Genomic DNA, 25,229 nt, shown 5'->3' with positions numbered 1-25,229 from the left:
CATGTCCGACACCACCAAGCTCACCCGGCGTCCGCAGTGGACCGCGCTGGAGGACCACCGCGCCCGGTGGCAGTCGCATCTGCGGGAGCTGTTCGCCGAGGATCCCGCGCGCGCCGAGCGCTACACGGTGCGCGTCGGTGATCTGCGCATCGACTACTCCAAGCACCTGGTCACCGACGAGACGCTCCAGCTGCTGCGGGAGCTGGCCGAGGCGACCGGCGTGGCCGGGCTGCGTGACGCCATGTTCGCCGGGGAGAAGATCAACGTCACCGAGCGGCGGGCCGTGCTGCACACCGCGCTGCGCGCGCCCCGGGACGCGGTGATCGAGGTCGACGGCGAGAACGTGGTGCCCCAGGTGCACGCCGTCCTCGACAAGATGGCCGCCTTCGCCGAGCGGATCCGCTCCGGCGAGTGGACCGGGCACACCGGCAGGCGGATCCGCAATGTGGTCAACATCGGCATCGGCGGCTCCGACCTGGGCCCGGCGATGGCGTACGAGGTGCTGCGCGCCTACACCGACCGTGCTCTGACGGTCCGGTTCGTCTCCAATGTCGACGGCGCCGACCTGCACGAGGCGACCCGCGACCTGGACCCGGCCGAGACGCTGTTCATCGTCGCCTCCAAGACCTTCACCACGATCGAGACGATCACCAACGCCACCTCGGCCCGGGACTGGCTGCTCAAGGGGCTGGACGGGGACCAGAAGGCGGTCGCCAAGCACTTCGTGGCGCTGTCGACGAACACGGAGAAGGTCACCGCGTTCGGTATCGACGTCGACAACATGTTCGAGTTCTGGGACTGGGTCGGCGGCCGGTACTCGTACGACTCGGCGATCGGCCTCTCGCTGATGATCGCGATCGGCCCGGACCGCTTCCGCGAGATGCTGGACGGCTTCCGCATCGTCGACGAGCACTTCCGCAACGCGCCCGCCGAGGCCAACGCGCCGCTGATCCTGGGCCTGCTGGGCATCTGGTACGGCAACTTCTTCGGCGCGCAGACGCACGCGGTGCTGCCGTACTCGCACTACCTGTCGAAGTTCACCGCCTACCTCCAGCAGCTCGACATGGAGTCCAACGGCAAGTCGGTGCAGCGCGACGGCGAGCCGGTGGAGTGGCAGACCGGCCCGGTGGTCTGGGGCACGCCCGGCACCAACGGCCAGCACGCCTACTACCAGCTCATCCACCAGGGCACCGAGCTGATCCCGGCCGACTTCATCGGCTTCGCCAACCCGGTCGCGGAGCTGAGCGACGAGCTGAAGGCCCAGCACGACCTGCTGATGGCCAACCTGTTCGCGCAGGGCCAGGCGCTGGCCTTCGGCAAGACCGCCGACGAGGTGCGCGCCGAGGGGGTGCCCGAGGAGCAGGTCGCCCCCCGCACCTTCCACGGCAACCACCCCACCACCACGATCCTGGCGGCCGAGCTGACCCCGTCGGTCCTCGGGCAGCTGATCGCCCTCTACGAGCACAAGGTGTTCGTGCAGGGCGCCGTGTGGAACATCGACTCCTTCGACCAGTGGGGCGTCGAACTCGGCAAGGTGCTGGCCAAGCGCGTCGAGCCCGCGCTGACCGAGGGCGCCGAGGTGCCCGGTCTCGACCCGTCCACCGCCGCCCTCGTGGCCGCCTACCGCGAACTCAAGAAAGTGAACTGACATGGCATCGACGCAGATCGGTCTCGTGGGCCTCGGCAAGATGGGCGGCAACATGCGGGAACGCCTCCGCAACGTCGGCCTCACGGTCGTCGGCTACGACCGCAACCCCGAGGTCTCCGACGTGCCCAGCCTGGTCGACCTGGTCGACCGGCTCGACGGCCCGCGCGCGGTCTGGGTGATGGTCCCGGCCGGCGGCGCCACCCAGCACGTCATCGACCAGCTCGCCACCCTCCTCAAGCCCGGTGACCTGGTGGTCGACGGCGGCAACTCCCGCTGGACGGACGACGAGAAGCACGCCAAGCAGCTGCACGCGCGCGGCATCGGCTTCGTCGACGCGGGCGTCTCGGGCGGTGTGTGGGGCCTGAAGAACGGCTACGCGCTCATGGTCGGCGGCGACAAGGAGCACGTCGACCGGCTCAAGCCGGTCTTCGACGCCCTCAAGCCCGAGGGCCCCTACGGGTACGTGCACGCGGGCAGGGTGGGCGCGGGCCACTTCGCGAAGATGGTCCACAACGGCATCGAGTACGCGATGATGCAGGCGTACGCCGAGGGCTGGGAGCTGCTGGAGAAGGTCGACTCCGTGGACAACGTCCGCGAGGTCTTCCGCTCCTGGCAGGAGGGCACCGTCATCCGCTCCTGGCTGCTCGACCTCGCCGTCAACGCGCTGGACGACGACGAGCACCTGGAGAAGCTGCGCGGCTACGCGGAGGACTCCGGCGAGGGCCGCTGGACCGTGGAGGCGGCCATCGACAACGCCGTGCCGCTGCCCGCGATCACGGCCTCGCTGTTCGCCCGGTTCGCCTCCCGGCAGGACGACTCGCCGCAGATGAAGATGGTCGCGGCGCTGCGCAACCAGTTCGGCGGCCACGCCGTCGAGTCGAAGAAGGGCTGACGCGCCGTGGGGGACCTTCTCCTGGTCCGCCACGGCGAGACGGAGTGGAGCCTGTCGGGACAGCACACCAGCCGTACCGACCTGCCCCTCACCCAGCGCGGCGAGGAGCAGGCCAAGCTGCTCGCTCCGCTCCTGACCGGCCGGACCTACGCACAGGTGCTCACCAGCCCGCTCGGCCGGGCCGTGCGCACCGCCGAACTCGCGGGTCTGGCCGGCGCCGAGGCGGATCCCGATCTGCGCGAATGGGACTACGGCGGCTACGAGGGCGTCACCACCGCCGAGATACACCGCTCCCGCCCGCACTGGGACCTGTGGACCGACGGGGTGCCGCCCGGCGACTCCCCCGGTGAGTCACCGGAGGAGGTCGGCCGGCGTGCCGACCGGGTGCTGGAGCGGGTCGCTCCGGCGCTCGCCCGGGACGGCGGCGACGTGGTCCTGGTCGCGCACGGCCACTTCCTGCGGGTCCTGACGGCCCGCAGGCTGGGCCTGCCGCCCGCCGAGGGCCGCCTGTTCCAGCTCGCGACGGGCACGGTGAGCCGGCTCTCGACCGAGCACGACCGGCCGGTCGTCGCGGAGTGGAACACCAGGGCGGCGTAGCGGCGGACACGCCACCCGCGCACCGAGGGGCCCCGGCACCGAGCCGGGGCCCCTGCGCGTGCTCCGGGTGTGCCGTCAGGCGGCGGGCGGGCGGTGGTCCGGGGCCACGGCCGCGTCCAGGAGCGGGCCGAGTTCCCGGGCCACGGTCGTCAGCGGGGCCACGCCGCCCTCGGCGCGGGCCATGACGATCGCGCCCTCCAGAGCGCTGATCATGAGCGTGGCCAGGGCCGGTGCCCGCCCGGACGGCACGCCCAGCTCCGTGAGGGCGGCGGCCAGCGGTTCGCACCAGGTGGCGAACGCCGCGGCGACCGTCCGCCGTACGGTGCCGTCCGCGGCGCACTCGACGGTGGCGGCGGCGACCGGGCAGCCGCGCAGCTCGCCGGTCGCCTCGTACTCGTCCGTCCACTGCGCCACCATCGCGGCGAACAGCGCGCTCGGTGCGGGGTCGGCAAGACCCGCCAGGAAGCGGGCGATCCGCCGCCCGGCGTACCGCCCGGCCCAGGCCACCGCCTCCTCGACCAGTTGCTCCTTGCCGCCCGGGAAGTAGTGCTGGAGCGAGCCCCTGGGCGCCTCGGCATGGGCGGCCACGTCCCGCATACCGGTCGCGGCGATGCCGTCGCGCCGGATGAGCTGGGCGGCGCTGAAGACCATCCGCTCGCGCGGTCCGTACCGGGACCCCGTCCCCGTCCTGGCCGGCCGCTCCGCTGGGTTGCTCATCCCGAGACTCTATGACTTGCGTCATAAACCCCGCTACTATGACCGCCGTCATAGAAACAGTCCCGACCCCAGGGCGGCATCGCGTGAACGTCGGCTTCCTCGGTCTCGGAGTCATGGGCCGGCCCATGGCGCTCCGGCTCGTCCGCTCCGGCACCCCCCTGACCGTGTGGAACCGCACGGCGGCCCGCACGGAGCCGCTGCGCGCCGCCGGAGCCCGGGTGGCGGCGGACCCCGCGGAGGTGTTCGCCCGTACGGACACGGTGGTCCTGATGCTGGCCGACGAGCGTGCCGTGGACGAGACCCTGGGCCGGGGCACCCCGGGCTTCGCCGCCCGGGTGAGCGGCCGGACGCTCGTGCACATGGGTACGACCTCGCCCGCGTACTCGCGCGGCCTGGAGGCCGACGTCCGCGCGGCGGGCGGGCGCTACGTCGAGGCGCCGGTCTCCGGCTCCCGGGTCCCGGCCGAGCGGGGCGAGCTGGTGGCCATGACCGCCGGGGACGAGGACGCGGTACGGTCCGTGGGCCCGCTGCTCGCCCCGCTGAGCCGCCGGACCTTCGCGTGCGGCCCGGTCCCCGGCGCGCTGCTCATGAAGCTGTCGGTGAACCTCTTCCTCATCACCCAGGTCACCGGGCTCACCGAGGCGTTCCACTTCGCCGGCCGGCAGGGGCTCGACCGGCGGCTGTTCCTCGAGGTGCTGGGCGCGGGTCCGATGGCCAGCCCCGTCTCGCTGATGAAGGCGCCCAAGCTGCTGGACGGGGACTTCGCGGTGCAGGCGGCGGCCCTGGACGTGCTCAAGAACAACCGGCTGATCGCCGGGGCCGCGCGGGAGGCGGGCATCGCCTCCCCACTGCTCGACGCCTGCCACGCCCTGTTCGAGGAGACGGTCGCGCTCGGGCACGGCGGCGAGGACATGGTGGCCGTGCTGCGGGCACTGGAGGCGCGCACGGGGGCCTGACCCGGGCGAAGGGCGAAGGGCGAAGGGCGAAGGGCGAAAGATCCTAGCCGGCTTTCGGGATGCCGTACGCCCGCTCCACCCGCAGGCGCAGCACGAGGCGGCGGTCGCGGACCATGGTGGCGCGGAAGTCGTCCCAGTCGGGGTGTTCGCCGACGACGTCGCGGTAGAGGCGGACCAGTTCCCCGACGGTCGCGTCGTACGGGTCCGCGGCGACCGGCGACAGGTCGGCGGTGCCCTCGGCGACCGTGTAGGCGCGGCGGTCCGGGGCGGTCACGTGGTAGGAGGCGCGCGGGTCCCGGCGCAGATTGCGGGTCTTGGCCCGGTCGTCGGTGACCGAGACGCGCAGGACGCGCTCTCCGGGGTCGTAGGCGTGGCTGACGTTCGACAGCTGCGGGCGGCCGTCGCGCTTGAGGGTGACCAGCACGCCCCCGTGGACCTCGGCGAGGAGGGCGAGCAGCGCGTCCGGCGCGGGGCCGGGCGCCGCACTGTGTGTGTCCTGAGTCATACCCCGGTCAACTGCCGCGACCACGCGGCGCATTCCCGGCACGAAGGAGATCTCCGAGCGTGAGTAGACAGTGTCTACTCACGCCTGGTAGACAGTGTCTATGCATGAGGACGAGCCGGAGAAGAGCCCCGGCGGCCTGCGTGAGCGCCTGGTGGACGTCGGGGTGGACCTGGTCGCCGAGCAGGGCGCGCAGGCGCTCACCCTGCGGGAGATCGCGCGCCGCGCGGGCGTCTCGCACGGCGCGCCGCGCCGCCACTTCCCCACCCATCTGGAGCTGCTGTCCGCCATCGCGCGCCGCGGCTTCGAGGAGCTGGCCGCGCGGGCGCGGACGGCGACCGCGGACCCCGCGGCGCACCCCCGCGACCAGCTCGCGGCGCTGGGCCGGGTCTATCTGGACTTCGCGCTCGGCCACCGCGGCATGTACGATCTGATGTTCCGCCACGATCTGCTGGAGAGCGGCCACCTGGGTCTGCGGGACACCAGCCTGCCGCTCTTCGCCACCCTGGTGGACCTGGTCGGCCGGGTCCGTCCCGGCGCCGACGCCCGGACCGTCGCCGCGTCCCTGTGGGCCGCCCTGCACGGCATCGCCCAGCTGTGGCGCTGGGGCAGTCTCCAGCTCGCCACCGGCACCGACGACATCGCCCCGCTGCTGCGTACGGCGCTCGACGCGCACCTCGGCCCGGAGCGGCACGGATGAACCGCGCTCAGGCACTGACCCTGATCAGCGGTGTGGCCGGGGCGGTGATCGTCGCGCTGGACGGCACCGTCCTCACCGTCGCGCAGCCCGCGCTGCGCCGCGACCTGGACGCCTCGTACGCGCAGGTCCAGTGGACCAGCACCGGGTATCTCGTGGCGGTGGCGAGCCTGCTGGTGTTCGCCGGGCGGCTCGGCGACCTGCCGCGCGGGCTCACACGCCGGTCGGCGCCGCTCGGCCACCGGCGGATGTTCGCCGCCGGGATGCTCGGCTTCGGCGCCACGTCGGCGGGCATCGCCGTCGCACCCGGCATCGGCTGGGTGATCGCCCTGCGGGTCGCCCAGGGCGTGTGCGGGGCCATGCTGCAACCGGCCACGCTGGGCATGCTCCGGTCGGCCTTCCCGCCCGACCGGCTCGGGATGCCGCTCGCGGTGCGCACCAGCGCCATCGGCGTGGCGGCGGCGGCCGGACCGGTGCTGGGCGGGGCGCTGGTGGCCGGGCCGGGCTGGCGGGCGGTGTTCCTCCTGAACGTCGTCCCGGCGCTGGTCTTCGCCCTGCTCGCGCTCACCCTGCCCGGCCGGGAGCCGGACCCGGCCGCCCGCCGGGCACCGGCCGTCCGGCTCGACCTGCCCGGCGCGCTGCTCCTCGCCCTCGCCCTGGGCTGCGCCGTGCGCGCCCTGGTCGCGGTGGCGGAGCCCGGCGGAGCGGGCGCGGACACGGTCCCCGTCGTGCTCGTGGGCGCCGCCGCCGCGGTCCTCCTCGTACGGCACGAGCGCCGCGCCGCCGATCCGCTGCTGCCGCCGGACGTCATCGGCTCGGCCGTCGTCAGTTCGGCGGTCGCCGTGCTGGTGGCGGCCTCGGCGGCCTTCTCCGGCACGCTGTTCGTCCTCACGTACGTCCTCCAGGACACCCTGGGGCTCGACCCGTTCCAGAGCGCTCTGCGCAGCCTGCCGCTGGCGATGCTGATGGTGCTCGCCGCGCCGCTCGCCCCGGCGCTGCTGCGCCGGCTGGGCGCGCGCGGGACGACCATGGCGGCCATGGCCGCGCTCGCGCTGGGTGTCCTGCTGCTCGCCCGCGCCTCGGGCACGGTCGCGCTGTGCGGCGGCTTCGCAGTGCTCGGGGCCGGGTTCGGCACGGTACTGGTCGCGGCGACCCACGTCGTCGTACGGGAGTCGGCCGTGGCCTCGGCCGGAGTGGCCAGCGGCCTCCAGCAGACCGCCATGAACATCGGCCCCGCCCTCGGCGTGGCCACCGCGACCGCCCTGCGCGGCTCCGACGGCGGCCCGGGGCTGCCCCTCGCCGTCCTCGCGTCGGTGGCCGCGGCGGGCGCGCTGACGGCCCGCGCCCTGCCGGGACGCGTCCACGCCCGGCCCGCGGACGGCGAGGCCGCAGGCCGGGCAGAGGATGAGGATGAGAAGGGGGCAGGGGCGGGGGCACGGGCCGCCTGAGTCCAGGGGACGGCGGGGGCCTGGGCATGGGCCTGGGCCTGGTCAGTTGGTCACCGCGTCGGGGGTGCGGGGCGACCGGGAGCGGGTGGCGGCACGCGCGGTGGTGTCCGGGAGGAGGCCCGAGGCGGCGGTGCGGGAGCGGTCTCGGAGCGACGGACGGGCCGCGTCGGCGCGGGACACTGTCCGGGCTGCCGCACCGGCGGACCGGCGGGCGGCGGTGCCCCACCGTCTCCGGTGGGGCGGACCGGGGCGCCGACGCACAGCCGCGTTCGCGAAGCATCGGCTGGCCGCCGGGCGCCATCACCCGATGACCGGGGGCGTCGGCCTGGCGGACGGCGGCATCGAACAGCCCCCGAGGCGCCGGACCGGCGGTCGGCGGTCGGCGGTCGGCGGTCGGCGGTCGGCGGTCGGCGGTCGGCGGTCGGCGGTCGGCGGTCGGCGGTCGGCGGTCGGCGGTCGGCGGTCGGCGGTCGGCGGTCGGCGGTCGGCGGTCGGCGGTCGGCGGTCGGCGGTCGGCGGCGCGCAACGGTCCGCGGCGGCCGGGGGTACGCAACGGCAGCGCCCTGCCCCACCGCGGCGCCTCGATCCGTCGAGGGCGGTGCGGCAGCCGGGCCCGCCCTCGGGCAGAGGGCCGCCCAGGGACGGTCATCGCCTCCCCCGGCCCTGGTCACCGGCCTCGTACGCACCGCGCCCCGTCCCGGGTGCCGATCCCGGCCCCCGGCCGCCCGGCCGTAGGGCCGACGCTCAGCGGCACGCAGAAGTCCCGGGATCCCGAACCGGCGGGCGGGGCGGCACCCGACAACGTCCAGGGTGCCGGACCGGTGGTCGTCGGCCGGCGTGCCGCGGGCTCCGGGGGCGGCGCCGGATCTCGCCCGCCACCGGGTGGCTCAGTCCCGTCGGGGCAGGAGACCGATCGCCGCGACGGGTACGGCGGCCAGGGCCAGCCAGGGGACGGCCGGTGGCAGCGGGGAGTCGAGGAGGCGGCCGCTCGTGGCGCTGCCGAGGAGCACGATCAGGCCGGAGACCGAGGACAGGGCGCCGGTGTAGAGGCCGAGCCGGCCCTCTTCGGCCAGGTCGGGCACCCAGGCGCGGGCGACCGGCGCGACGGTCAGCTGGCCCAGGGTGAGCAGGACGACGAAACCGGCGGCGGGCAGCAGTCCGGCCGGGCCGCTGCCCGTGGCGGCGGCCGGACGGCCCACCGCGACCAGCGCGAAGGCGGCACCGGTCAGCAGCAGCCCCGCCGCCATGGTGCGGCGCGGGCCGAGCCGTTCCCCCGTCCAGCGGGTGAGGGGCAGTTGCACGGTCACGGCGAGCAGGGAGGACAGCGCGAACAGCCAGGCCAGCGCCGTCTGGGAGCCGGTCACCCGCTGCACCTCGGCGGGCAGGGCCAGATAGAGCTGGTTGTAGGCGAGCAGGCAGGTGCCGTACGCACAGCACAGGGCCAGGAAGCGGCGGTTGCGCAGCAGGACGGTGAGGCCGCCGCGCGCCCGGGTGCGGGTGCGGCCGGGGAGGTGCTGGGGCAGCAGCCGGGCGTGCCCGGCGAGGACGAGGACGAAGACGCCCGCACCGGCCAGGCAGGCGGTGCGGAAGTCCACCGCGAGCAGCAGCGCGCCCAGCAGCGGTCCGGCGAACGCCCCGGCCTGCCCGGACGCCGCGAACAACGCCAGGACGCGGGTGCGGGGGCCGCCGCCCGCCGCCTCCCAGGCCACGGCCTGCCGTACGACCTCCGACTCGACGGCGGGCGAGAACAGCGCGGCGGCGAAGCCGATGAGCAGGACCGCGCCGATGACCGACCAGGTGCCCTGCGCGTGGGCGAGCCAGGCGAACCCGGCGATGCGCAGCACACAGCCGCCGAGGACGACGGGCCGGACACCGAAGCGGTCGGTGAGGATGCCGGCGACGACGAACAGTCCCTGCTGGCTGAAGGTCCGCAGCCCCAGCACCAGTCCGACCAGCCAGCCCGCCATGCCGACGCCCTGCCCCAGATGTTCGGCGAGGAAGGGCAGCACGGCGAAGAAACCGATGTTGAAGGCGAGCTGCGTCCAGATCAGCAGGCGCAGCAGCGGCGGGAGCGGAGCCCGTTGCGCTGCGGGGGACGCGGTCGTCGTGGTGGGCGGCTGCGCGGTCACCGGCGCGCCGCCTCCGTGTCCGCCACGGCCACGATGTCCGCCGTGTCCGCCACGGCCACGATGTCCGCCGCGTCCGCCGTGGCCACGATGTCCGCCGCGTCCCCCGCGTCCGCCGGGACCGGTGACCGGGAGAAGCGCGTCCGGAGCCGTCCGCCGCCGGTGCGGGGCGAGGTCCCGATCCCCCCGGCCGCCGTCACCGCGAGGGCGCCCAGCAGGGCGAGGACGGCGGCGGGGGCGAGCACGGCCCAGGGGGCGCGTTCGGCGTAGGGCTGGTTCTCGGCGAGCAGCAGGCCCCATTCGGGGGACGGCGGCTGGGCGCCGAGGCCGAGGAAGCCCAGCGCGGCGAGGGCGAGGGCGACGCCGGGCAGCCGGAGCAGGGCGTGCCGGGTGACGGAGGGCAGTACGGCGGGCAGGAGGTGGCGGCGCAGCAGGTGGCGGCGGTTCGCGCCGAGTCCCCGGGGCGCGGCGAGGTGCTGGGCGGCGCGTTCCTGGCGCAGCAGCGCGGAGGTGTGGGCGGCCAGCGGTGCCCAGGCGACGGCGGTCACGGCGAGCGCGGGGGTGGCCGGTCCGCTGCCCCAGACGGCGGTGGTGAGCAGCGCGGCGAGGACGGGCGGTACGGCGTTGACGGTGTCGACGAGCGGTCCGGACAGCCGGGGCAGCAGGCCGAGCAGCACACCGGCGAGCAGGCAGGCCGCGCTGATCGCGAGGGCGAGGAGCACGGCGTGCAGGGCGCCGTGCGCGACGCGGGCGAACAGGTCGCGGCCGAGCGCGTCGGTGCCGAAGGGGTGTCCGGGCGAGGGGGCGCGCAGCCGGGCGGTGGTGTCGAGGGCGAGCGGGTCGCGGGGCAGCCCGGCGAGGACGACGGCGAGGAGCAGCGCGCCGTGCAGGAGCGGCAGGGCCCGGCGGGCGGGCGGCCGGGGCGGGTGCAGGGTGGGCAGGGCGCCGTCGCGCAGGGCGGGGCCGGTGAGCGGGCGGGCGGCGAGGCGGGCGGCCAGGGAGGCGGCGGCTCCGAGCAGGACGAGGACGAGGGTGCCCGCCTGGAGCACGGGCAGGTCCTGGGCGAGGGCCGCCTGGAGCGTGGTGCGGCCGAGTCCGGGGATGTCGAAGATCTGCTCGACGGCGACGGCGCCGCCGGTCAGTCCGACGGCGAACAGCCCGAGGTTGGGCAGCAGCGCGGGCAGGCAGCGGTGCACGGCGTGCCGGGCGATCCGGCGGCCGGGGACTCCGCGGGCGGCGGCGGCCCGCGCCCAGGGTTCGGCGAACGCGCCGGGCAGCAGGTCGCCCAGCAGCCGTCCGAGCACGGCCCCGGCGGGCAGACCGAGGGCGAGCGCGGGCAGCACGGTCCAGCGGGGCCCGTACCAGCCGAGCGCGGGCAGCCAGCCGAGCTGGACGCCGACGACGGTGGCGAGCACGGAGGCGGTGAGGAACTCGGGCAGCGCGGCGAGCATCGCGGAGGGGGTGCCGCCGGTCCGGCCGGCCGGGCGGCCGCGGGCGCCCCGGCGCAGGACGGGGGCGCACACCAGCGCGGCGGTGGCGGCGGCGACGGCGAGCGCCACCGCCATCAGGAGCAGGGAGGCGCCCAGGGCCTGGAGCACGGCGGGCGTGACCGCCTGCCCGGACAGCCAGGACCGTCCGGCGTCCCCGCGCGGCAGCCCGCCGAGCCAGTGGGCGAGCAGCCGCAGCGGGCCGTCGTCCAGGCCGAGCCCGGCCCGGATGTCGGCCAGTACCTCGGGGGTGGGGTCGCGGTCCGCCGAGCGGGCCTTGAGCACGGTGAGCGCCGGGTCGGTGCGGGTCAGCCAGGGCAGCAGGCCGATGCCGCACAGCAGGGCGGCGGCGACGGCGAACCGCCACAGCACGGCGCCCGCGGCGGCCGCACGTCCGCCCCGGCGCCCGCGCGGCCGGGCCGCCGCGCGCTCCCCCGGGCGCCGGGCGGAACGGTCCTGCGGAGGGCTGCCCGCGCGGCCGTCCGGCGTGGTCGTCGCTGCCATGGTTCAGCGGCGGGTGCCGGTGCCGACGAGGACGCGCTCGTACGGGTCGAGGAGGACGCCCTTGACCGAGGTGCCGACGCCGGTGATGACGCGCTGGTGGACCAGCGGGACCACGGCGTCGGTGCCGAGGATGCGCGCCTCGGCGGCCATCGCGGCGTCCTGGCGCTTGCCGTCCTCACCGACGCCCTCGGCGTCGGCCACGGCCTCGTCCACGGCCCGGTCGCACAGCCGCGCCAGGTTGTAGCCGCCCTTGCAGGTGTAGTCGCTGGCGAGCACGGCGACGGGGTCGCCGGTGTCGACGAGGGTGTTGCGGGCGAGGACGACCCCGTCGAACCTGCCCGCGAGCGCGTCGGTCTCCAGCCGTGAGTACTCCCGTACGACCAGTTCGACCTTGAACCCGGCCTTCTCCAACTGCTGCTTGAGCACCTGGGCGACCTCGGGCAGCTCGGGGCGGTTGTCGTAGGTGGCGAGGGTGACGGCGGTGCCGTGCGGTGCGCCGGCCGCCGCCCTGCCCACCGGCTGTGTGCGCTTGCCCGCGGCCCAGGTGACGGCGGGGCCGTAGATCCCGGCGCCGGCGTCGGCGTGGTTCTCGTAGACGCCGTGTGCCAGGGCGGCGGGGTCCACGGCGGCGCGGGCGGCGGCGCGCAGCTTCGGGTCCTTGAAGGGTCCGGCGGCGCTGTTGAGGAGCAGGCTGGTGGTGCGGGTGGTGGCGGTCTCGCGGCGGGTGGCCGCCTCCAGGGTGGCGGCCTGGGCGACGGGGACGGCCTCGGCGATGTCGACCTGGCCGGTGCGCAGCGCGTTGGCGCGCGCGGTGCCGTCGGCGATGAAGCGGGCGTCGATCCCGGCGGACTGGGCGCGGCCGCCCCAGTAGTCGTCGAACCGGTCGAGCCGGGCGGAGGTGCTGCCCTCGACCTTGGCGAGCGTGAAGGGCCCGGTGCCGGTGCCGACCGGGTTCACCCGGCCGTCCTTGGCGGCGTACGCCTTGGTGGAGAGCACGGCGAGGCTGGGGCTGGACAGCCGCAGCGGCAGCACGGGGTCGGAGGAGCCGGTCGTGACGCGCAGGGTGCGGGCGCCCTCCGCCTTGGCGCCGACGGTGACGCCGGACAGGGCGGCGGGGGCGGGCTTGGCCCGGATGGCGTGGGTCAGGGAGGCGGCGACAGCGGCGGCGGTGACGTCGGTCCCGTCCTGGAAGGTGGCCTCGCGCAGGGTGAACAGCCAGGTGTGCTCGTCCTGGCGGCGCCAGGACTGGGCGAGCGCGGGGGCGGCGGCGCCGTTGGCGTCGAGCGCGGTCAGGCCCTCGGTGACACCGAGCCTGCTGAGGATGGTGGCGTCCGCGCCGTAGGGCGAGAGGTTCTCGGCGGGCGGGAAGGCGAGGGCGACCCGCAGGCGGGACCCGGCCGCGGTGTCGGCGGATCCGCCCTGCGCTTCGCCGCCGCCGGAGGCGAAGCAGGCGGACAGGAGCGGGGCCAGCAGGAGAGCGGCGAGCAGCCGGGGGCGACGGTGGGGCATGGTCCTCGTTCTGGATCTTGTCTGGGCGCTGAGCCGACAGGCTACATGAAAATGGTTTCCATCAATCCCCCGCCCCCGGCCGCCCGGCCGCGGACCGCCCGGCCGCGGGCGTCACACCAGCGGGACCTCGAAGTGCACGATGCCCTGGCCGCCGCCCGGGTCCTGGCGCTCGTCGTGCACGGCCTTGCCGAGCGAACGCCAGAACGGCTCGGCGCCGGGCACGGCGGGGTCGGTGTGCAGATAGACGGAGCGGTAGCCGCCGTCGGCGGCGGCGAAGGCGAGCAGCTCCCCGACGAGCCGCCGGGCCAGGCCGCGCCTGCGGTGCCCGGGGCGGACGTAGACGCGGCGCAGCTGCGCGGTCTCGCCGGAGGGATAGCGTTCGGCGAGGTGGCGCGGGTTGGGCGGGTGCGCGGGCCCGCGCGCGTCGAGCGCGGCGGTGGCGACGACCTCGCCGGCGGCCTCGTCGACCGCGACCAGCAGGGTGTGCCGGGCGGGGGCGAGGTAGGCGGCGGCCGGGTCGATGATGTCGCCGTGCCAGCGGGGCACGTAGCCGGTGCCGAAGTCGCGGTACACGGTGTCGAGCATCACCGCTCGGGCGCCCTCGACGTCGTCGGGGGTCGCGGGCCGGATGAGGTAGTCACGCACCTGCACATCATATGCATTAAGGGACGAGCGGAACGCAGGGGGGCAGGGGCGGACAGGCACGGACACCGGCCACGGCGTGCCAAGATGATGTTCTGACAGTCACTCACCACGGTGCAGGTGGTGGCGGGACGCGAGTCCAGGACGGAGCCAGGCAGCGATGACCTCCCCGAGCAGCGGCGGCGGCGCCCCCGCGTACGAGATAGACACCAGCAAGCCGCATCCCGCACGGATGTACGACTACTTCCTGGGCGGGAAGGACAACTACCAGGTCGACCAGGAGGCCGCCGAGCAGTTCATGAAGGCGGCCCCCGAGGTGCGGGCCGGTGTCCTCGCCAACCGGCACTTCATGCACCGCGCCGTCCGGTACGTCGTCGCCGAGGGCGGGGTGCGGCAGATCCTCGACGTGGGCACCGGCCTGCCCACCGAGCCCAATGTGCACCAGATCGCGCACGCCGTCGCCCCGGGCACACGGATCGCGTACGTCGACAACGACCCGATCGTCAGCACCCACTCGATGGCCCTGCTGGACGGCACCGGCACCTCGGTGGTCCTGGCCGACCTGCGCGAGCCGCAGGCCCTGCTGGACCACCCCGAGGTGCGCCGGGTCATCGACTTCGGCGAACCGGTGGCGCTGCTGCTGGTGGCCGTCGTGCACTTCCTCGCGGACGCCGACGACCCCGACGCCGTCCTCGCCACCCTGCGCGACGCGCTGCCCGTCGGCTCCTACCTGGTCCTCTCGCACGCCACCGGCGACATCCACGAGGACCGGCGGGAGGACGCGGCGGCCGTCTACCGGCGCGCCACCGCCTCCCTGAACCTGCGCCCGCACGCCCGCGTGCTGGACTTCTTCGGCGACTTCACACTGGTCGAACCGGGCCTGGTCAAGGTCACGGACTGGCGCCCCGACGAGGCACCGGAGGCCGGCGCCCCGCCGATCGGCATCTACGGGGCGGTGGCCCGCAAGGACCGCTGAGCGGCCCGGCGGACCGCGGCGCACGCACCGGCGGACACGGCCCCCCGCGCCGCGTCCGCCGGTGCGCCCCGCTCCCGCCCCCTGCACCGGCGTGCCGCTACGCCGCCCTGCGGCCCCCTTCCCGGTGCGCCCGGACGATCTCCGCGTACCGGTGGCCGCTGCCCTTGACCGTGCGGACCTGGGTCCGGTAGTCGACGTGGACGAGGCCGAAGCGCTTGTCGTAGCCGTACGCCCACTCGAAGTTGTCCAGCAGCGACCAGGCGAAGTAGCCCGCCAGCGGGGCGCCCTTGCGGGCGGCGGAGGCGCAGGCGGCCAGATGCCGCACCAGGTAGTCCTGGCGTCCGGTGTCGTCGACGGTGCCGTCCGGGCCGACCGTGTCCGGGAACGACGAGCCGTTCTCGGTGACATGGATCTTGCGGGCGCCGTACTCGTCGGTGAGGCGCAGCAGCAGCGTCTCGATGCCGCTCGCGTCGATCTCCCAGTCCATGCCGGTGCGCGGCACGTCGGGCAGGCGCACGGCGCGGGCGTACGGCACCGGCCCGTCCGGGTCGTCGGCGACCGTCGCCGGGAAGTAGTAGTTCAGCCCGACCCAGTCCAGCGGGGCGGCGATGGTCTCCGCGTCGCCGGGGCGCTCGGGCAGCTCGACGCCGTAGACCTCGCGCATGTCGGCGGGGAAGCCGCGGCCGTGCACCGGGTCGAGCCACCAGCGGTTGACGTGCCCGTCGTGGCGGCGGGCGGCGGCCAGGTCCTCGGGCCGGTCGCTGGCGGGGAAGACGGTGGAGAGGTTGTTGACGATGCCGACCCGCGCGTCCGGTGCGGCGGCGCGGACCGCCTGCGCGGCCAGGCCGTGCCCGAGGAGCAGGTGGTAGGAGGCGCGGACGGCCGCCGTCAGATCGGTCAGACCGGGCGCCATCCTGCCCTCCAGATGACCGATCCAGGCGGAGCAGGAGGGCTCGTTCAGCGTGGTCCAGTGCGTGACGCGGTCACCGAGGCGGTCGGCGACCACCCCCGCGTACGCCGCGAAGTGCTCGGCGGTGGCGCGCTCGGGCCAGCCGCCGCGGTCCTGGAGCACCTGCGGCAGGTCCCAGTGGTAGAGGGTGACGGAGGGCGTGATGCCCGCCTCCAGCAGGGCGTCGACCAGCTCGTCGTAGAAGGCGAGCCCCTTGGCGTTGACCGGGCCGTCGCCGCCGGGCACGACGCGCGGCCAGGCGACGGAGAGCCGGTAGGCGTTCGTGCCCAGGCGGCGCATCAGGTCGATGTCCTCGCGCCAGCGGTGGTAGTGGTCGCAGGCGACATCGCCGTGGTCGTCGTTGTCGACCTTCCCGGGGGTGTGCGAGAAGGTGTCCCAGATGGACGGCGAGCGGCCGTCCTCGGCGACGGCGCCCTCGATCTGGTAGGCCGAGGTGGCCGTGCCCCACAGGAAGTCGTGCGGGAGCGCGGCGAGGTCGATGGCGTCGGACACGGAAGCCCTTTCGGTAGGACGGTGGCCGGTCACTTGACGGCTCCCGCCGTCAGTCCGGCGACGAGATAGCGCTGGAGGAGCAGGAATCCGGCGACCACCGGGACGCTCACGACGAGCGAGGCGGCCATGATCTGGTTCCAGTAGACGTTGTTCTGCGTGGAGTAGCCCTGGAGGCCCACGGCGAGCGTGCGGGTGGTGTCGTTGGTCATGACGGAGGCGAACAGCACCTCGCCCCAGGCGGTCATGAAGGCGTAGACGGCGACGGCGACGATGCCGGGGATCGCGGCCGGGACGACGACGCGGAAGAGTGCGCCGAGCGGGCCGCAGCCGTCCACCAGGGCCGCCTCGTCCAGGTCGCGCGGCACCGAGTCGAAGTACCCGATGAGCATCCAGATCGAGAACGGCAGCGAGAAGGTGAGATAGGTGAGGATCAGGCCGCCGCGCGAGCCGAACAGGGCGATGCCGGTGGCGTTGCCGATGTTGACGTACAGCAGGAACAGCGGCAGCAGGAAGAGGATGCCCGGGAACATCTGCGTGGACAGCACGGTGACCGTGAAGACGCGCTTGCCGTGGAAGGCGTAGCGGCTGACGGCGTACGCGGCGAAGACCGCGATCACCACCGAGCAGACCGTCGCGGCACCGGCCACGACCAGCGAGTTCACGAAGTACTTCGCGAGCGGCACGGTCGACCAGATGTCGATGTACGGGCGGAAGGTCAGCCCGCTGGGCAGCCAGCGGAACTTCCCGGTGACGTCCGCCAGCGGTTTGAGCGAGCTGGAGACCATCACGTAGACCGGCACCAGGACGAAGCCGGTCAGCAGGGTGAGGAAGACGCGCCGCGACCAGGTGAAGGAGCGGGGCGGCGCCATCGGGGACCGTGGGATGTCAGACATCGGCCGCCTTCCGTCCGCGTGAGGTGATCGCCAGATAGGTGCCGGTGACGACCAGCAGGAAGAGCAGCAGCAGTACGGACATGGCCGAGCCGGTGCCGAAGTCCCAGCTGACGAAGGACGCCTGGTAGATGTGGACCGAGATGAGGTCGGCCGCCTCGGGCGCGGCCCGCCCGAACAGCACGTACGGCGTGTTGAAGTCGTTGAACGTCCACAGGAACAGCACCAGCACCAGAACCTGGTTGACCGGGCGCAGCGAGGGCAGGGTGATCCGGCGCAGTTGCTGCCACTGGCCCGCGCCGTCCAGCGCCGCCGCCTCGTACAGCTCCTTGGGGATGTTCTGGAGTCCGGCCATGACGATGAGGAAGGCGAACGGCCAGCCCTTCCACACCGACACGACCAGCAGGGCGACGAAGCTGTTGTCGCCGATGAGCCAGAAGGACGGCTTGTCGGTCAGGTGCAGCTGGTCGTGCAGGACATGGTTCACCAGGCCGTTGTCGTGCTGGAACATGAACACCCAGGTGATGACGGCCGCGTAGACCGGCAGCGCGTACGGCACCAGGAACAGCGCGCGCAGCAGGCCGCGGCCGCGGAAGCTGTCCTGCATGCAGATCGCGGCGGCGGTGCCGATCAGCCAGCACAGGCCGACCGAGAGCAGGGTGAAGCCGACGGTGACGGCGAAGGAGTGGAGCAGCGCCTCGCCGATGGGGGCGTCGAAGTCCACCGACACCTTGTAGTTGTCGAAGCCGGACCAGGGGGCGGTGCCCCAGTCGCGGATGTAGAACTGGGTGAGCTGTTTGAAGCTCATGACGATGCCGATGACCATCGGCACCAGGTGGACCAGGAGTTCGAGGACGAGCGCGGGCAGCAGGAGCAGATAGGGCAGGGAGACCCGGCGGATCCACCCGGCGCGGCGGCGCGGGCCGGGCGCCGCCGCGCCGGGGGACTTCCCGGGCGCGGCGGTGGGCGCGCCCGGGTCGCCGGAGACGGTGGTCGTGGTCATCGTGCTCACTTCGCCGGCATCTGCTGCTGGGCCTTCCGGAGCTTGGCCTTCACCGAGTCGGTGGTCACCGCGCGGCCGGCCGCCGCGTCGGCGAACAGCTCCTTGACGGCCGTGCCGACCGTCGTCTCGAACTGGGACTCGGCGGCCACCTGGGGCAGCGCGGCGGCGCTGGTGGCGAGGGTGTTCTTCAGCACCGCGTTGGCCGTGGTGCTGAACGCCGGGTCCGACTGGGCCGACTTGACCGGCGGGATGGAGCTGTACGCCTTGTTGAGGATCTTCTGCTCCTCGTCGCCGGTCAGGAACTTCACGAACTGCGCGGCGCCGTCGAGGTTGTGGGTGTTCTTGAAGACGGCGACGTTGATGCCGGCGACCATCGAGTTGACCTGGGTGCCGGTGCCCGGGGTGCCGGACCGCACGGGCACGGGCGCGACCCCGTAGGCGTCCTCGCTCATCCCCTGGGACTTGAGGTTGGCGGAGGCCGTCTGCCACAGCAGCATGGCGGTCCGGCCCTTGGCGAAGTCGCTGACCGACTGGTTCTGCGCGTACTCGGCGTCGCCGGGCGGGATGGCCTTGTCCTTCGCCATCAGGTCGACGTACTGCTTGACGGCCGCGACGACTCCGTCGCTGGTGAAGTCGGGCTTGCCGTCGGCGGTGAAGAAGTCGGCGCCGTGCTGCTTGGCGAGGACGAAGACGTGGTGGATGTTCTCCGACACGTTGGAGCCCTCGGCGCCGAGCACCTGCTTGCCCCTGGCCTGGATCTTCTGTCCGTCGGCGACCAGTTCGTCCCAGGTGGCGGGCGGCTTGGCGATACCGGCGTCGGCGAAGATCTGCTTGTTGTAGTAGAGGGCGTAGGCCAGCGAGTACAGCGGTACGGCCGCCGGGTCCTTGCCCTGGACGCCGGTCGAGCCGAGCGCGGAGTCGACGAAGCGGTCCTTGCCGCCGATCTTGGCGAAGTTCGTGTCGTCCCACGGCAGCAGCGCGCCGGTCGCCTGGAGGGAGGCGCTCCAGGTGTTGCCGATGTTGAGGACGTCGGGCCCCTGCCCGGAGGTGGTCGCGGTCAGGATCCGGTTCAGCAGGTCCGACCAGGGCACGACCTCCAGTTTCACCTTGATGCCCGTCTGCTTCTCGAACTTGTCGAGTTCGGGCTGGAGGACCTTCTTGTCGACCTCGATGCTGGCGCCCTGGTTGGAGGCCCAGTACGTCAGCGTCTTGGGCGAGTCGTTGGACCCGCCGCCCGTCGACGAACCGCCTCCGCAGGCCGAGGCGGCAAGGGCGAGAGACAGGGTGACGGCGCCTACGGCCGCGGCTCGGATGCTGCGCATGGCTCCTGGGTGTCCCTTTCCGGGAGTCGAGGCCCGAGGGCGTCCTCCGTTCGACTTCCGAACGACTACCTCAGGGCTTAATTTAGGACGTGAGTTAAACCCTCCCGGAAAGGTTCGTCAAGGGATCCGGCAGCAGTGGATCGGCAGGCGGGGCCGGTGCGGACCGGCGCACCCGGGGGCAGGAGCCCGGCCCACCCGGCTGACCTGCGGCGCGAGGGCGTACGGGGTCAGTACAACGGTTGGATATCGGCGGCCTCTCGAAAGGCGGACGTACGGCGTGCGGTGGGGGTGTGGTCAACTCCCGCCGGGAAGTGGGGAGAAGGGGGCGTTCGCGGCGGGTGTTCACTTCCTGAAGCGGGGGCGGGGCGGGGCGGGGCCGCGGGTCTGGTGGCGCGCGCCTCTCTGTCCCCTTCCGCCCGGCCGGGTGGGCCGGGTGGAAGGGGGTGGTGACGGTGAGGGCCGGCTCACCGGCCGCCGTAAGGCGCCCGGTGAGCCGGCCCTCAACCCTTAACGCTCAGCCCTCAACCCCCTCAGCCCTCACACAGTCGCGGAAGCGGGCGTGGCGGTGCCCGGGGCGGGGGCGTACCCGGCGGGCCGGGTGGTGAAGGTCCCCGGCCCCGGGTACGGCCGCGCAGCCGGGTCGCGTACCCGAACAGCTCGGCCAGCGGCACGACGGCGGTGACCACCGCCGTCCCCGCGCGCACGGTCTGCCCGGACACCCGTCCGCGCCGTGCGGCCAGATCGCCCAGCACCCCGCCCACGGCCTCCTCCGGAACGGTCACCGTCACCGCGGCGACCGGCTCCAGCAGCCGCATCCCGCACGCCCGCAGCGCCTCCCGCAGACCGAGCCGCCCCGCCGTGCGGAAGGCCGCCTCCGAGGAGTCCTTCACATGTGTGGCGCCGTCGGTCAGCGTGACCCGCAGCCCGGTCACCGGGTGTCCGCCCAGGGGCCCTTGGGTCAGGGCGTCACGGCATCCGGCCTCGACCGCGCGGACGTACTCCTGCGGTACGCGCCCCCCGATCACGGCGGACCGGAAGGCGAAGTCCCCGGCACCCGGGCCGTTCTCGCCGCCCTCGCCGCCGGCCGGCTCGACGTCCAGCACCACGTGCGCGAACTGCCCGGCGCCGCCGTCCTGTTTGACGTGCCGGAACACCGCTCCCGTCACGCCCCGCACCACGGTCTCCCGCAGCGCCACCCGCGGCCGTCCGGTGCGGACCTCGACGCCGTACGTCCGGCGCAGCCGCTCCGCCGCCACCTCCAGGTGCAGTTCGCCCCGGCCCGACAGCACTCGCTGGCCGGTCTCGGGGTCACCGCGCACGACCAGCGAGGGATCCTCCTCGGTGAGCCGGGCGAGCGCCGCGGCCAGCCGGTCGGTGTCGGTGCTCCGGCACGCCTCGACGGCCACCGAGACCACGGGCTCGGCGGTGCCGGGCGGTTCGAGCAGGAGCGGCGCGTCCGGACGGCACAGGGTGGTACCGGCGCGGGCGCCCTTCAGCCCGGTCACGGCGACGATGTCGCCCGCGGACGCCCGGTCGAGCGGCGTCTGCCGGTCGGCCCGCATCCGCAGGATCCGTCCGACGCGTTCGGTGCGGCGCGCGGTGGCGTCCCACACGGCGGTTCCCTTCTCCAGAGTGCCCGAATAGACCCGCAGCCAGGTCAGCCGGCCGCTCGGGGTGGCGGTCACCTTGAAGGCGAGCGCGGCGAACGGAGCTTCCGGGTCGGCCGACCGCTCCTGCTCCGCGCCGTCGTACGCGCCCCGTACGGCGGGGACGTCGAGCGGCGAGGGCAGACAGGCGGCGACGGCGTCGAGCAGGGGCTCGATCCCCCGGTTGCGGTAGGCGGAGCCGCACAGCACGACGACGCCGTCGCCGGTACGGGTCAGCTCGCGCAGCGCGGCCGTGAGGGTGGACACGCTCAGCGTGTCCCGGGCGCAGAACTCCTCCAGCGCGGCGGGATGGAGCTCGGCCACCGCCTCCTCCAGGACCCGGCGCCGGGCCTCGGCCGCCGCGCGCAGCGGCTCCGGGACAGGTACGGCGTCGAGCGGGACACCGTCGTCGTCCCAGACGAGGGCGCGCATGCGCACCAGGTCCACGACACCGCGGAACCCGCCCTCCGAGCCGATGGGCGACTGCACGACCAGCGGGGCCGGGTGCAGCCGCTCGCGCAGGGAGGCCACGGCCGCGTCGAGGTCGGCGCCGGCCCGGTCCATCTTGTTCACGAACGCGATCCGCGGCACCCCGTGCCGGTCCGCCTGCCGCCACACGGACTCGCTCTGCGGCTCCACCCCGGCGACGGCGTCGAACACCGCGACGGCCCCGTCCAGCACCCGCAGCGAGCGCTCCACCTCGTCGGCGAAGTCGACGTGCCCGGGGGTGTCGATCAGATTGAACCGGTGCCCCCGCCACGCGCAGCTCACCGCGGCCGAGGAGATGGTGATGCCCCGCTCGCGCTCCTGCGGGTCGAAGTCGGTGACGGTGGTGCCGTCGTGCACCTCGCCCCGCCTGTGGGTGGCGCCGGCGGCGTACAGGATCCGCTCGGTGACGGTGGTCTTGCCCGCGTCGACGTGGGCAAGGATGCCGATGTTGCGGACGGTCGTGAGAGGGTTCTCGGTGCTGCGCACGGCCCATGGCCTTTCGGGATGATCCGGAGAAGGGCGGCGCGATTCCCGCACGAGGACACTCCCGGCGGCCACCCCGCACCGGCGGACGGCCGGGACGGGGGGCGCTGGAGCGGGAGCGGTCAGATCCTGGTGACGGGCATCCGGTACCGGCCGCGCAGCGGGTACCGGAGACCCCGGGACACCAGGATCACCTGGGACCGGGACGGGGGAACGACGACGACAGCGGTACGGTCACGCATCATCGGCTCCCCTCGGTGCGGCGCGGTGCGCAGTGTGTCGCGCGGTGCGCTGTGTGCGGTGCGCCGCGTTGTGCGGTGCGGTGCGGTGCGCCGCGTTGTGCGGCGTGACGGAGTCTAGGCAAGGCCGGGACACGGGGCATGGCATTTTCCGCGTCCGGCCGACCGGATCCGGGCGGGGTCAGTCCCGGCGCGGCAGGATCAACAGGGCGTCATCCACCGGGCGTTCGCCGGCGGCGTCGGACGGATCGTCGAGCACGGCGCCGCCGACGGCCGTCGTGGTCGAGCCGCCGCCGTCGAGGCCGGCCGCGTCGCGCAGCCCGAGCACCCTGGCGAGCGCGGCGCCCTCGGTGATACTGAGTCCGAGTGCGGCGATGCTGCGTCCATCCGCGCAGCAGGTCCTCGGAAAGGCCCCTTCTGGCCCCCCGCCCAGGTCGCGGCCGTGCGCGACCACACCCGGCACAGTGCCGTACCGGCCGGAGTACGGCCGGTACGGCACCACACGTCATGTCATGTCCCGCGGCGCGCGGGCGCCCGGCCGGACGGGGTGGCAGCGCCTCACGCCGTGTGCAGCGTCAGCCCGTACCGCCCGAGGATCTCGTTGACCGGCTGGTACCAGGTCTCGCCGCCCGAGCTGCAGTTGCCCCAGCCGCCGGAGGTGACACCCTGGGCCTGGTCGCCGCTGATGAACGAGCCGCCGGAGTCGCCCGGTTCGGCGCAGACGTTGGTCTTGGTCATCTGATGGACGGCGCCCTCGCTGTAGTTGACGGTCTCGTTCTTGGCGAGGACGGTGCCGCAGTGCCAGTGCGACGTGGAGCCGGAGCGGCAGATCGACGCGCCGATGGGTGCCTCGGCCGAGCCGCGGACCAGCTGGTCGGAGACGGTGCCCCAGCCGAGGACGACCGGCACGGTCCACCAGCCGCTGCCCACGCTGACCCAGGCGTAGTCGTTGTCGGGGAACGAGGAGCCCTGGAAGGTGCCGATGTACGAGCCGTCCCAGCCGTTGACGCCCATGCTGGGATGCCCGCAGTGCCCGGCGGTGACGAAGCCGCCGTACACCGAGAAGCCGATGGAGCAGCGGACGTTGCCCGTGTAGTACGGGTCGCCGCCCACGGTCCCGGCGGCCAGGGTGCGCGGGGCCTGCGCGGTCTCGCTCACGGTCACGGGACCGGCGGCGCGGGCCCGGTCGAGGAACACCTTGACATCGTTGTCGCCCCGGTGCGACGAGACCACGGTGACGGCGACCGAGCTGGAGCGCGGATCGACGTGCCAGCTGCTCACGCCCTCGGGTGCCTTGAGCTTGTCCAACTTCGCCTTTGTGGCGTCCAGTTGTTGTTCGGTGTGGCGGACACGGGTGACCTGGGCGCCGGTCGCCTCGACGGCGGCGCGGTGGGTGTCGTCGGTGAGGGCGACCACGAGCGTGTCGCGCCGCGCGTCGAACCACGAGCCGCCGTACGCCGGTCCGGCGGCCTTGCGTGCCGCCTGCTCGACGGTGCGCGCCGTGGCCTCGGCGGCGAGCCGTGCGGTGGCCTGGGACTTCGTCAGATGCAGGTCGTGCTGGAGGGCGGTGACGAGGGCCGCGGAAGCGGGGGCGTCGGCCGCCGCGCCCGAGCCGGCCGACGACGGGGTGGCGGCGGTCGCCTGACCACCGGCCAGACCCGCGCCGACCGTCAGGAGGAGCGCCGCGGACAGGGCGGCGCGCAGAACTGTCGTGCGTCTCATGTGACTTGCTGCCTTTCGTCGTTCCGGTCACGACGGGGCACCCGCCCCGGTGACGGTGGGGGTGGAGCGGAAGGGCATGCGGGGAGTGAGAGCGCTCTCAAAGGTGGTGCACGGGAGAGGGTAGCGGCGCGGATAGATCAGGTCCATGCCAAGTACGGATGCGGATGCGGATTGCGGCGGGGAGGTGTCTCGGGGAGAGGGGTTCAGGACGGTGCGCGGGGTCCAGGCTCCGCGGTGCGGCACCGGCTCGGTCCGTACGCCGTACGATCCTTACGGCGTACGATCCTTGACGGCGGGAGGCGGGAACGGCCGGTCACACGGACGTACGGGAGAGCGAACACGCGAAGGCGGCGGCAGTGCACAGCAGCGAGACGTCGGCGCGGCCCTCCTTCGCGTACCTTCCCGGCGCGCCCGACTCCCCCGTCATCCTCCACGTCCCGCACTCCTCACGGGTCGTCCCGGCGGACGTACGGCGCGGCATCACGCTGGACGACGCGGCCCTCGCCCGCGAGCTGGACCACATCACCGACGCCCACACCGAGGAGATCGCGGCGGCCGCGGCGGCGCGCTGCGCCGTGCGCCCCTGGCGGTTCGTGAACCGGCTCTCGCGCCTGGTGACCGACCCCGAGCGGTTCCCCGACGAACGCGAGGAGATGCTGTCGGTCGGCATGGGCGCGGTGTACACGCGGACCACGCACGGGGCGCCGCTGCGCCCGGACGCGTACGACGGACGCCCGCTCGTCGAGCGGTACTTCCGGCCGTACGCCGCCGCCATGACCGACGCGGTCGCCGAGCGGCTGGCGGCCGTGGGCCGGGCGGTGATCATCGACGTGCACTCGTACCCGACCGCACGGCTCCCCTACGAACTGCACGGCGACGGTCCGCGGCCCGCGATCTGCCTGGGCAGCGACGGTTTCCACACGTCCGCCGAACTGCTGGGCCGGGCCGAGCGCGCCTTCGCGGAATTCGCGGAGCCGGGAGACGCCCCGGGAGCGGCGGACGGGAACGGCGGCGATCGCGGTGGCCTCGACGGCCGGGACGGCCTCGGCGGTCGGGGCGGCGGGATCGGGATCGACACTCCCTTCCGGGGCACGTACGTACCGCTGAGGTACTACGGGACCGATCGGCGGGTCGCCGCGCTGATGATCGAGATCCGGCGGGACGTGTACATGAGCGAACCGGGCGGCCCGGCCGACGCCTCCGGCGTGGAGGCGCTCGGCGCGGCCCTGGCCCGGCTCGTCGACGCGGCGGGCGCGCTCTGAGAGCGGCTCG

19 protein-coding genes and 2 pseudogenes are annotated in these 25,229 nt (G+C 74.2%); 8 read left to right on the top strand and 13 right to left on the bottom strand.

The features are described 5' to 3' along the window. The first annotated feature begins 1 nt into the window (after position 1). Genes pgi through A8713_RS26885 form a run of 3 tightly spaced genes read left to right on the top strand, consistent with a single transcriptional unit; the run spans position 2 to position 3,137 of the window. Positions 2-1,648 carry a glucose-6-phosphate isomerase gene (pgi, locus tag A8713_RS26895; protein ID WP_064536209.1) on the top strand — a complete coding sequence of 549 codons (1,647 nt, stop codon included), beginning with the start codon at positions 2-4 and terminating at the stop codon, positions 1,646-1,648. Between the two features lies 1 nt (position 1,649). Then, on the top strand, positions 1,650-2,540 hold the full coding sequence (gene gnd, locus A8713_RS26890; protein WP_064536207.1) for a phosphogluconate dehydrogenase (NAD(+)-dependent, decarboxylating): 891 nt from the start codon (positions 1,650-1,652) through the stop codon (positions 2,538-2,540). Positions 2,541-2,546: 6 nt separating this feature from the next. After that, positions 2,547-3,137: a histidine phosphatase family protein gene (locus A8713_RS26885; protein WP_064536205.1), complete on the top strand. Its 591-nt coding sequence runs from the start codon at positions 2,547-2,549 to the stop codon at positions 3,135-3,137. 75 nt (positions 3,138-3,212) lie between these two features. Here A8713_RS26885 and A8713_RS26880 read toward each other — a convergent pair whose 3' ends face one another. Beyond that, a complete protein-coding gene (locus tag A8713_RS26880) occupies positions 3,213-3,854 on the bottom strand; it encodes a TetR/AcrR family transcriptional regulator (RefSeq protein WP_064536203.1) in 642 nt (213 codons plus the stop codon). Positions 3,855-3,937: 83 nt separating this feature from the next. Here A8713_RS26880 and A8713_RS26875 point away from each other — a divergent pair, with 83 nt between their 5' ends. Then, positions 3,938-4,810 carry an NAD(P)-dependent oxidoreductase gene (locus A8713_RS26875; protein ID WP_064536201.1) on the top strand — a complete coding sequence of 291 codons (873 nt, stop codon included), beginning with the start codon at positions 3,938-3,940 and terminating at the stop codon, positions 4,808-4,810. 43 nt (positions 4,811-4,853) lie between these two features. Here the strand turns inward: A8713_RS26875 and A8713_RS26870 are convergent, their stop codons facing one another. Further along, positions 4,854-5,315 carry a TIGR03618 family F420-dependent PPOX class oxidoreductase gene (locus tag A8713_RS26870; RefSeq protein ID WP_064536199.1) on the bottom strand — a complete coding sequence of 154 codons (462 nt, stop codon included), beginning with the start codon at positions 5,313-5,315 and terminating at the stop codon, positions 4,854-4,856. Positions 5,316-5,415: 100 nt separating this feature from the next. Between A8713_RS26870 and A8713_RS26865 the strand changes: the two genes are divergently transcribed. Then, on the top strand, positions 5,416-6,012 hold the full coding sequence (locus A8713_RS26865; protein ID WP_064536197.1) for a TetR/AcrR family transcriptional regulator: 597 nt from the start codon (positions 5,416-5,418) through the stop codon (positions 6,010-6,012). Next, a complete protein-coding gene (locus A8713_RS26860; RefSeq protein WP_064536195.1) occupies positions 6,009-7,457 on the top strand; it encodes an MFS transporter in 1,449 nt (482 codons plus the stop codon). Before A8713_RS26865 ends, A8713_RS26860 begins: the two co-directional genes overlap by 4 nt. 887 nt (positions 7,458-8,344) lie before the next feature. On the opposite strand, the gene A8713_RS26855 is transcribed toward A8713_RS26860, so the two are convergent. The 4 genes from A8713_RS26855 to A8713_RS26840 form a co-directional block, all read right to left on the bottom strand. Then, the gene (locus tag A8713_RS26855) at positions 8,345-9,586 is read right to left on the bottom strand and encodes an MDR family MFS transporter (RefSeq protein WP_064536193.1); all 1,242 of its coding nucleotides are present in this window, start codon (positions 9,584-9,586) and stop codon (positions 8,345-8,347) included. Further along, positions 9,583-11,574: an ABC transporter permease subunit gene (locus tag A8713_RS26850; RefSeq protein WP_079159146.1), complete on the bottom strand. Its 1,992-nt coding sequence runs from the start codon at positions 11,572-11,574 to the stop codon at positions 9,583-9,585. Before A8713_RS26850 ends, A8713_RS26855 begins: the two co-directional genes overlap by 4 nt. A gap of 3 nt (positions 11,575-11,577) precedes the next feature. Continuing rightward, a complete protein-coding gene (locus tag A8713_RS26845; protein ID WP_064536191.1) occupies positions 11,578-13,083 on the bottom strand; it encodes an ABC transporter substrate-binding protein in 1,506 nt (501 codons plus the stop codon). Positions 13,084-13,194: 111 nt separating this feature from the next. After that, positions 13,195-13,728, bottom strand: coding sequence for a GNAT family N-acetyltransferase (locus A8713_RS26840; RefSeq protein ID WP_079159145.1), 534 nt, complete (start codon positions 13,726-13,728; stop codon positions 13,195-13,197). Positions 13,729-13,885: 157 nt separating this feature from the next. Between A8713_RS26840 and A8713_RS26835 the strand changes: the two genes are divergently transcribed. Next, positions 13,886-14,701 carry an SAM-dependent methyltransferase gene (locus A8713_RS26835; protein WP_064536187.1) on the top strand — a complete coding sequence of 272 codons (816 nt, stop codon included), beginning with the start codon at positions 13,886-13,888 and terminating at the stop codon, positions 14,699-14,701. Positions 14,702-14,798: 97 nt separating this feature from the next. Here A8713_RS26835 and A8713_RS26830 read toward each other — a convergent pair whose 3' ends face one another. The 7 genes and pseudogenes from A8713_RS26830 to A8713_RS26800 all read right to left on the bottom strand — a co-directional run bounded on the left by A8713_RS26830 (position 14,799) and on the right by A8713_RS26800 (position 23,957). Next, entirely contained in the window at positions 14,799-16,163 is a 1,365-nt protein-coding gene (locus A8713_RS26830) for a GH1 family beta-glucosidase (RefSeq protein WP_064536185.1), read from the bottom strand. A gap of 29 nt (positions 16,164-16,192) precedes the next feature. Further along, on the bottom strand, positions 16,193-17,032 hold the full coding sequence (locus A8713_RS26825; protein ID WP_018571807.1) for a carbohydrate ABC transporter permease: 840 nt from the start codon (positions 17,030-17,032) through the stop codon (positions 16,193-16,195). 16 nt (positions 17,033-17,048) lie between these two features. Further along, the gene (locus A8713_RS26820; RefSeq protein ID WP_064537735.1) at positions 17,049-18,056 is read right to left on the bottom strand and encodes a carbohydrate ABC transporter permease; all 1,008 of its coding nucleotides are present in this window, start codon (positions 18,054-18,056) and stop codon (positions 17,049-17,051) included. A gap of 5 nt (positions 18,057-18,061) precedes the next feature. After that, positions 18,062-19,378 carry an ABC transporter substrate-binding protein gene (locus tag A8713_RS26815; protein ID WP_064536183.1) on the bottom strand — a complete coding sequence of 439 codons (1,317 nt, stop codon included), beginning with the start codon at positions 19,376-19,378 and terminating at the stop codon, positions 18,062-18,064. Positions 19,379-19,915: 537 nt separating this feature from the next. Beyond that, positions 19,916-21,999 (bottom strand): annotated as a pseudogene (gene fusA / locus A8713_RS26810) (elongation factor G). A 417-nt stretch (positions 22,000-22,416) separates the two neighbouring features. Next, positions 22,417-22,701: pseudogene (locus tag A8713_RS26805) on the bottom strand (phosphodiester glycosidase family protein); the annotation flags it as partial. 92 nt (positions 22,702-22,793) lie between these two features. Further along, positions 22,794-23,957: a S1 family peptidase gene (locus A8713_RS26800; protein ID WP_064536179.1), complete on the bottom strand. Its 1,164-nt coding sequence runs from the start codon at positions 23,955-23,957 to the stop codon at positions 22,794-22,796. A gap of 356 nt (positions 23,958-24,313) precedes the next feature. On the opposite strand from A8713_RS26800, the gene A8713_RS26795 reads away from it, so the two are divergent. After that, positions 24,314-25,219, top strand: a complete 906-nt coding sequence (locus A8713_RS26795) for an N-formylglutamate amidohydrolase (protein WP_064536177.1) — start codon at positions 24,314-24,316, stop codon at positions 25,217-25,219. Positions 25,220-25,229 lie beyond the last annotated feature (10 nt).

Origin of the sequence: Streptomyces sp. SAT1, assembly GCF_001654495.1 — a bacterium.
GTDB lineage: Bacteria > Actinomycetota > Actinomycetes > Streptomycetales > Streptomycetaceae > Streptomyces > Streptomyces andamanensis.
The sequence above is the reverse complement of the archived record's forward strand: the minus strand, read 5'-3'. Positions and strand labels throughout refer to the sequence as shown.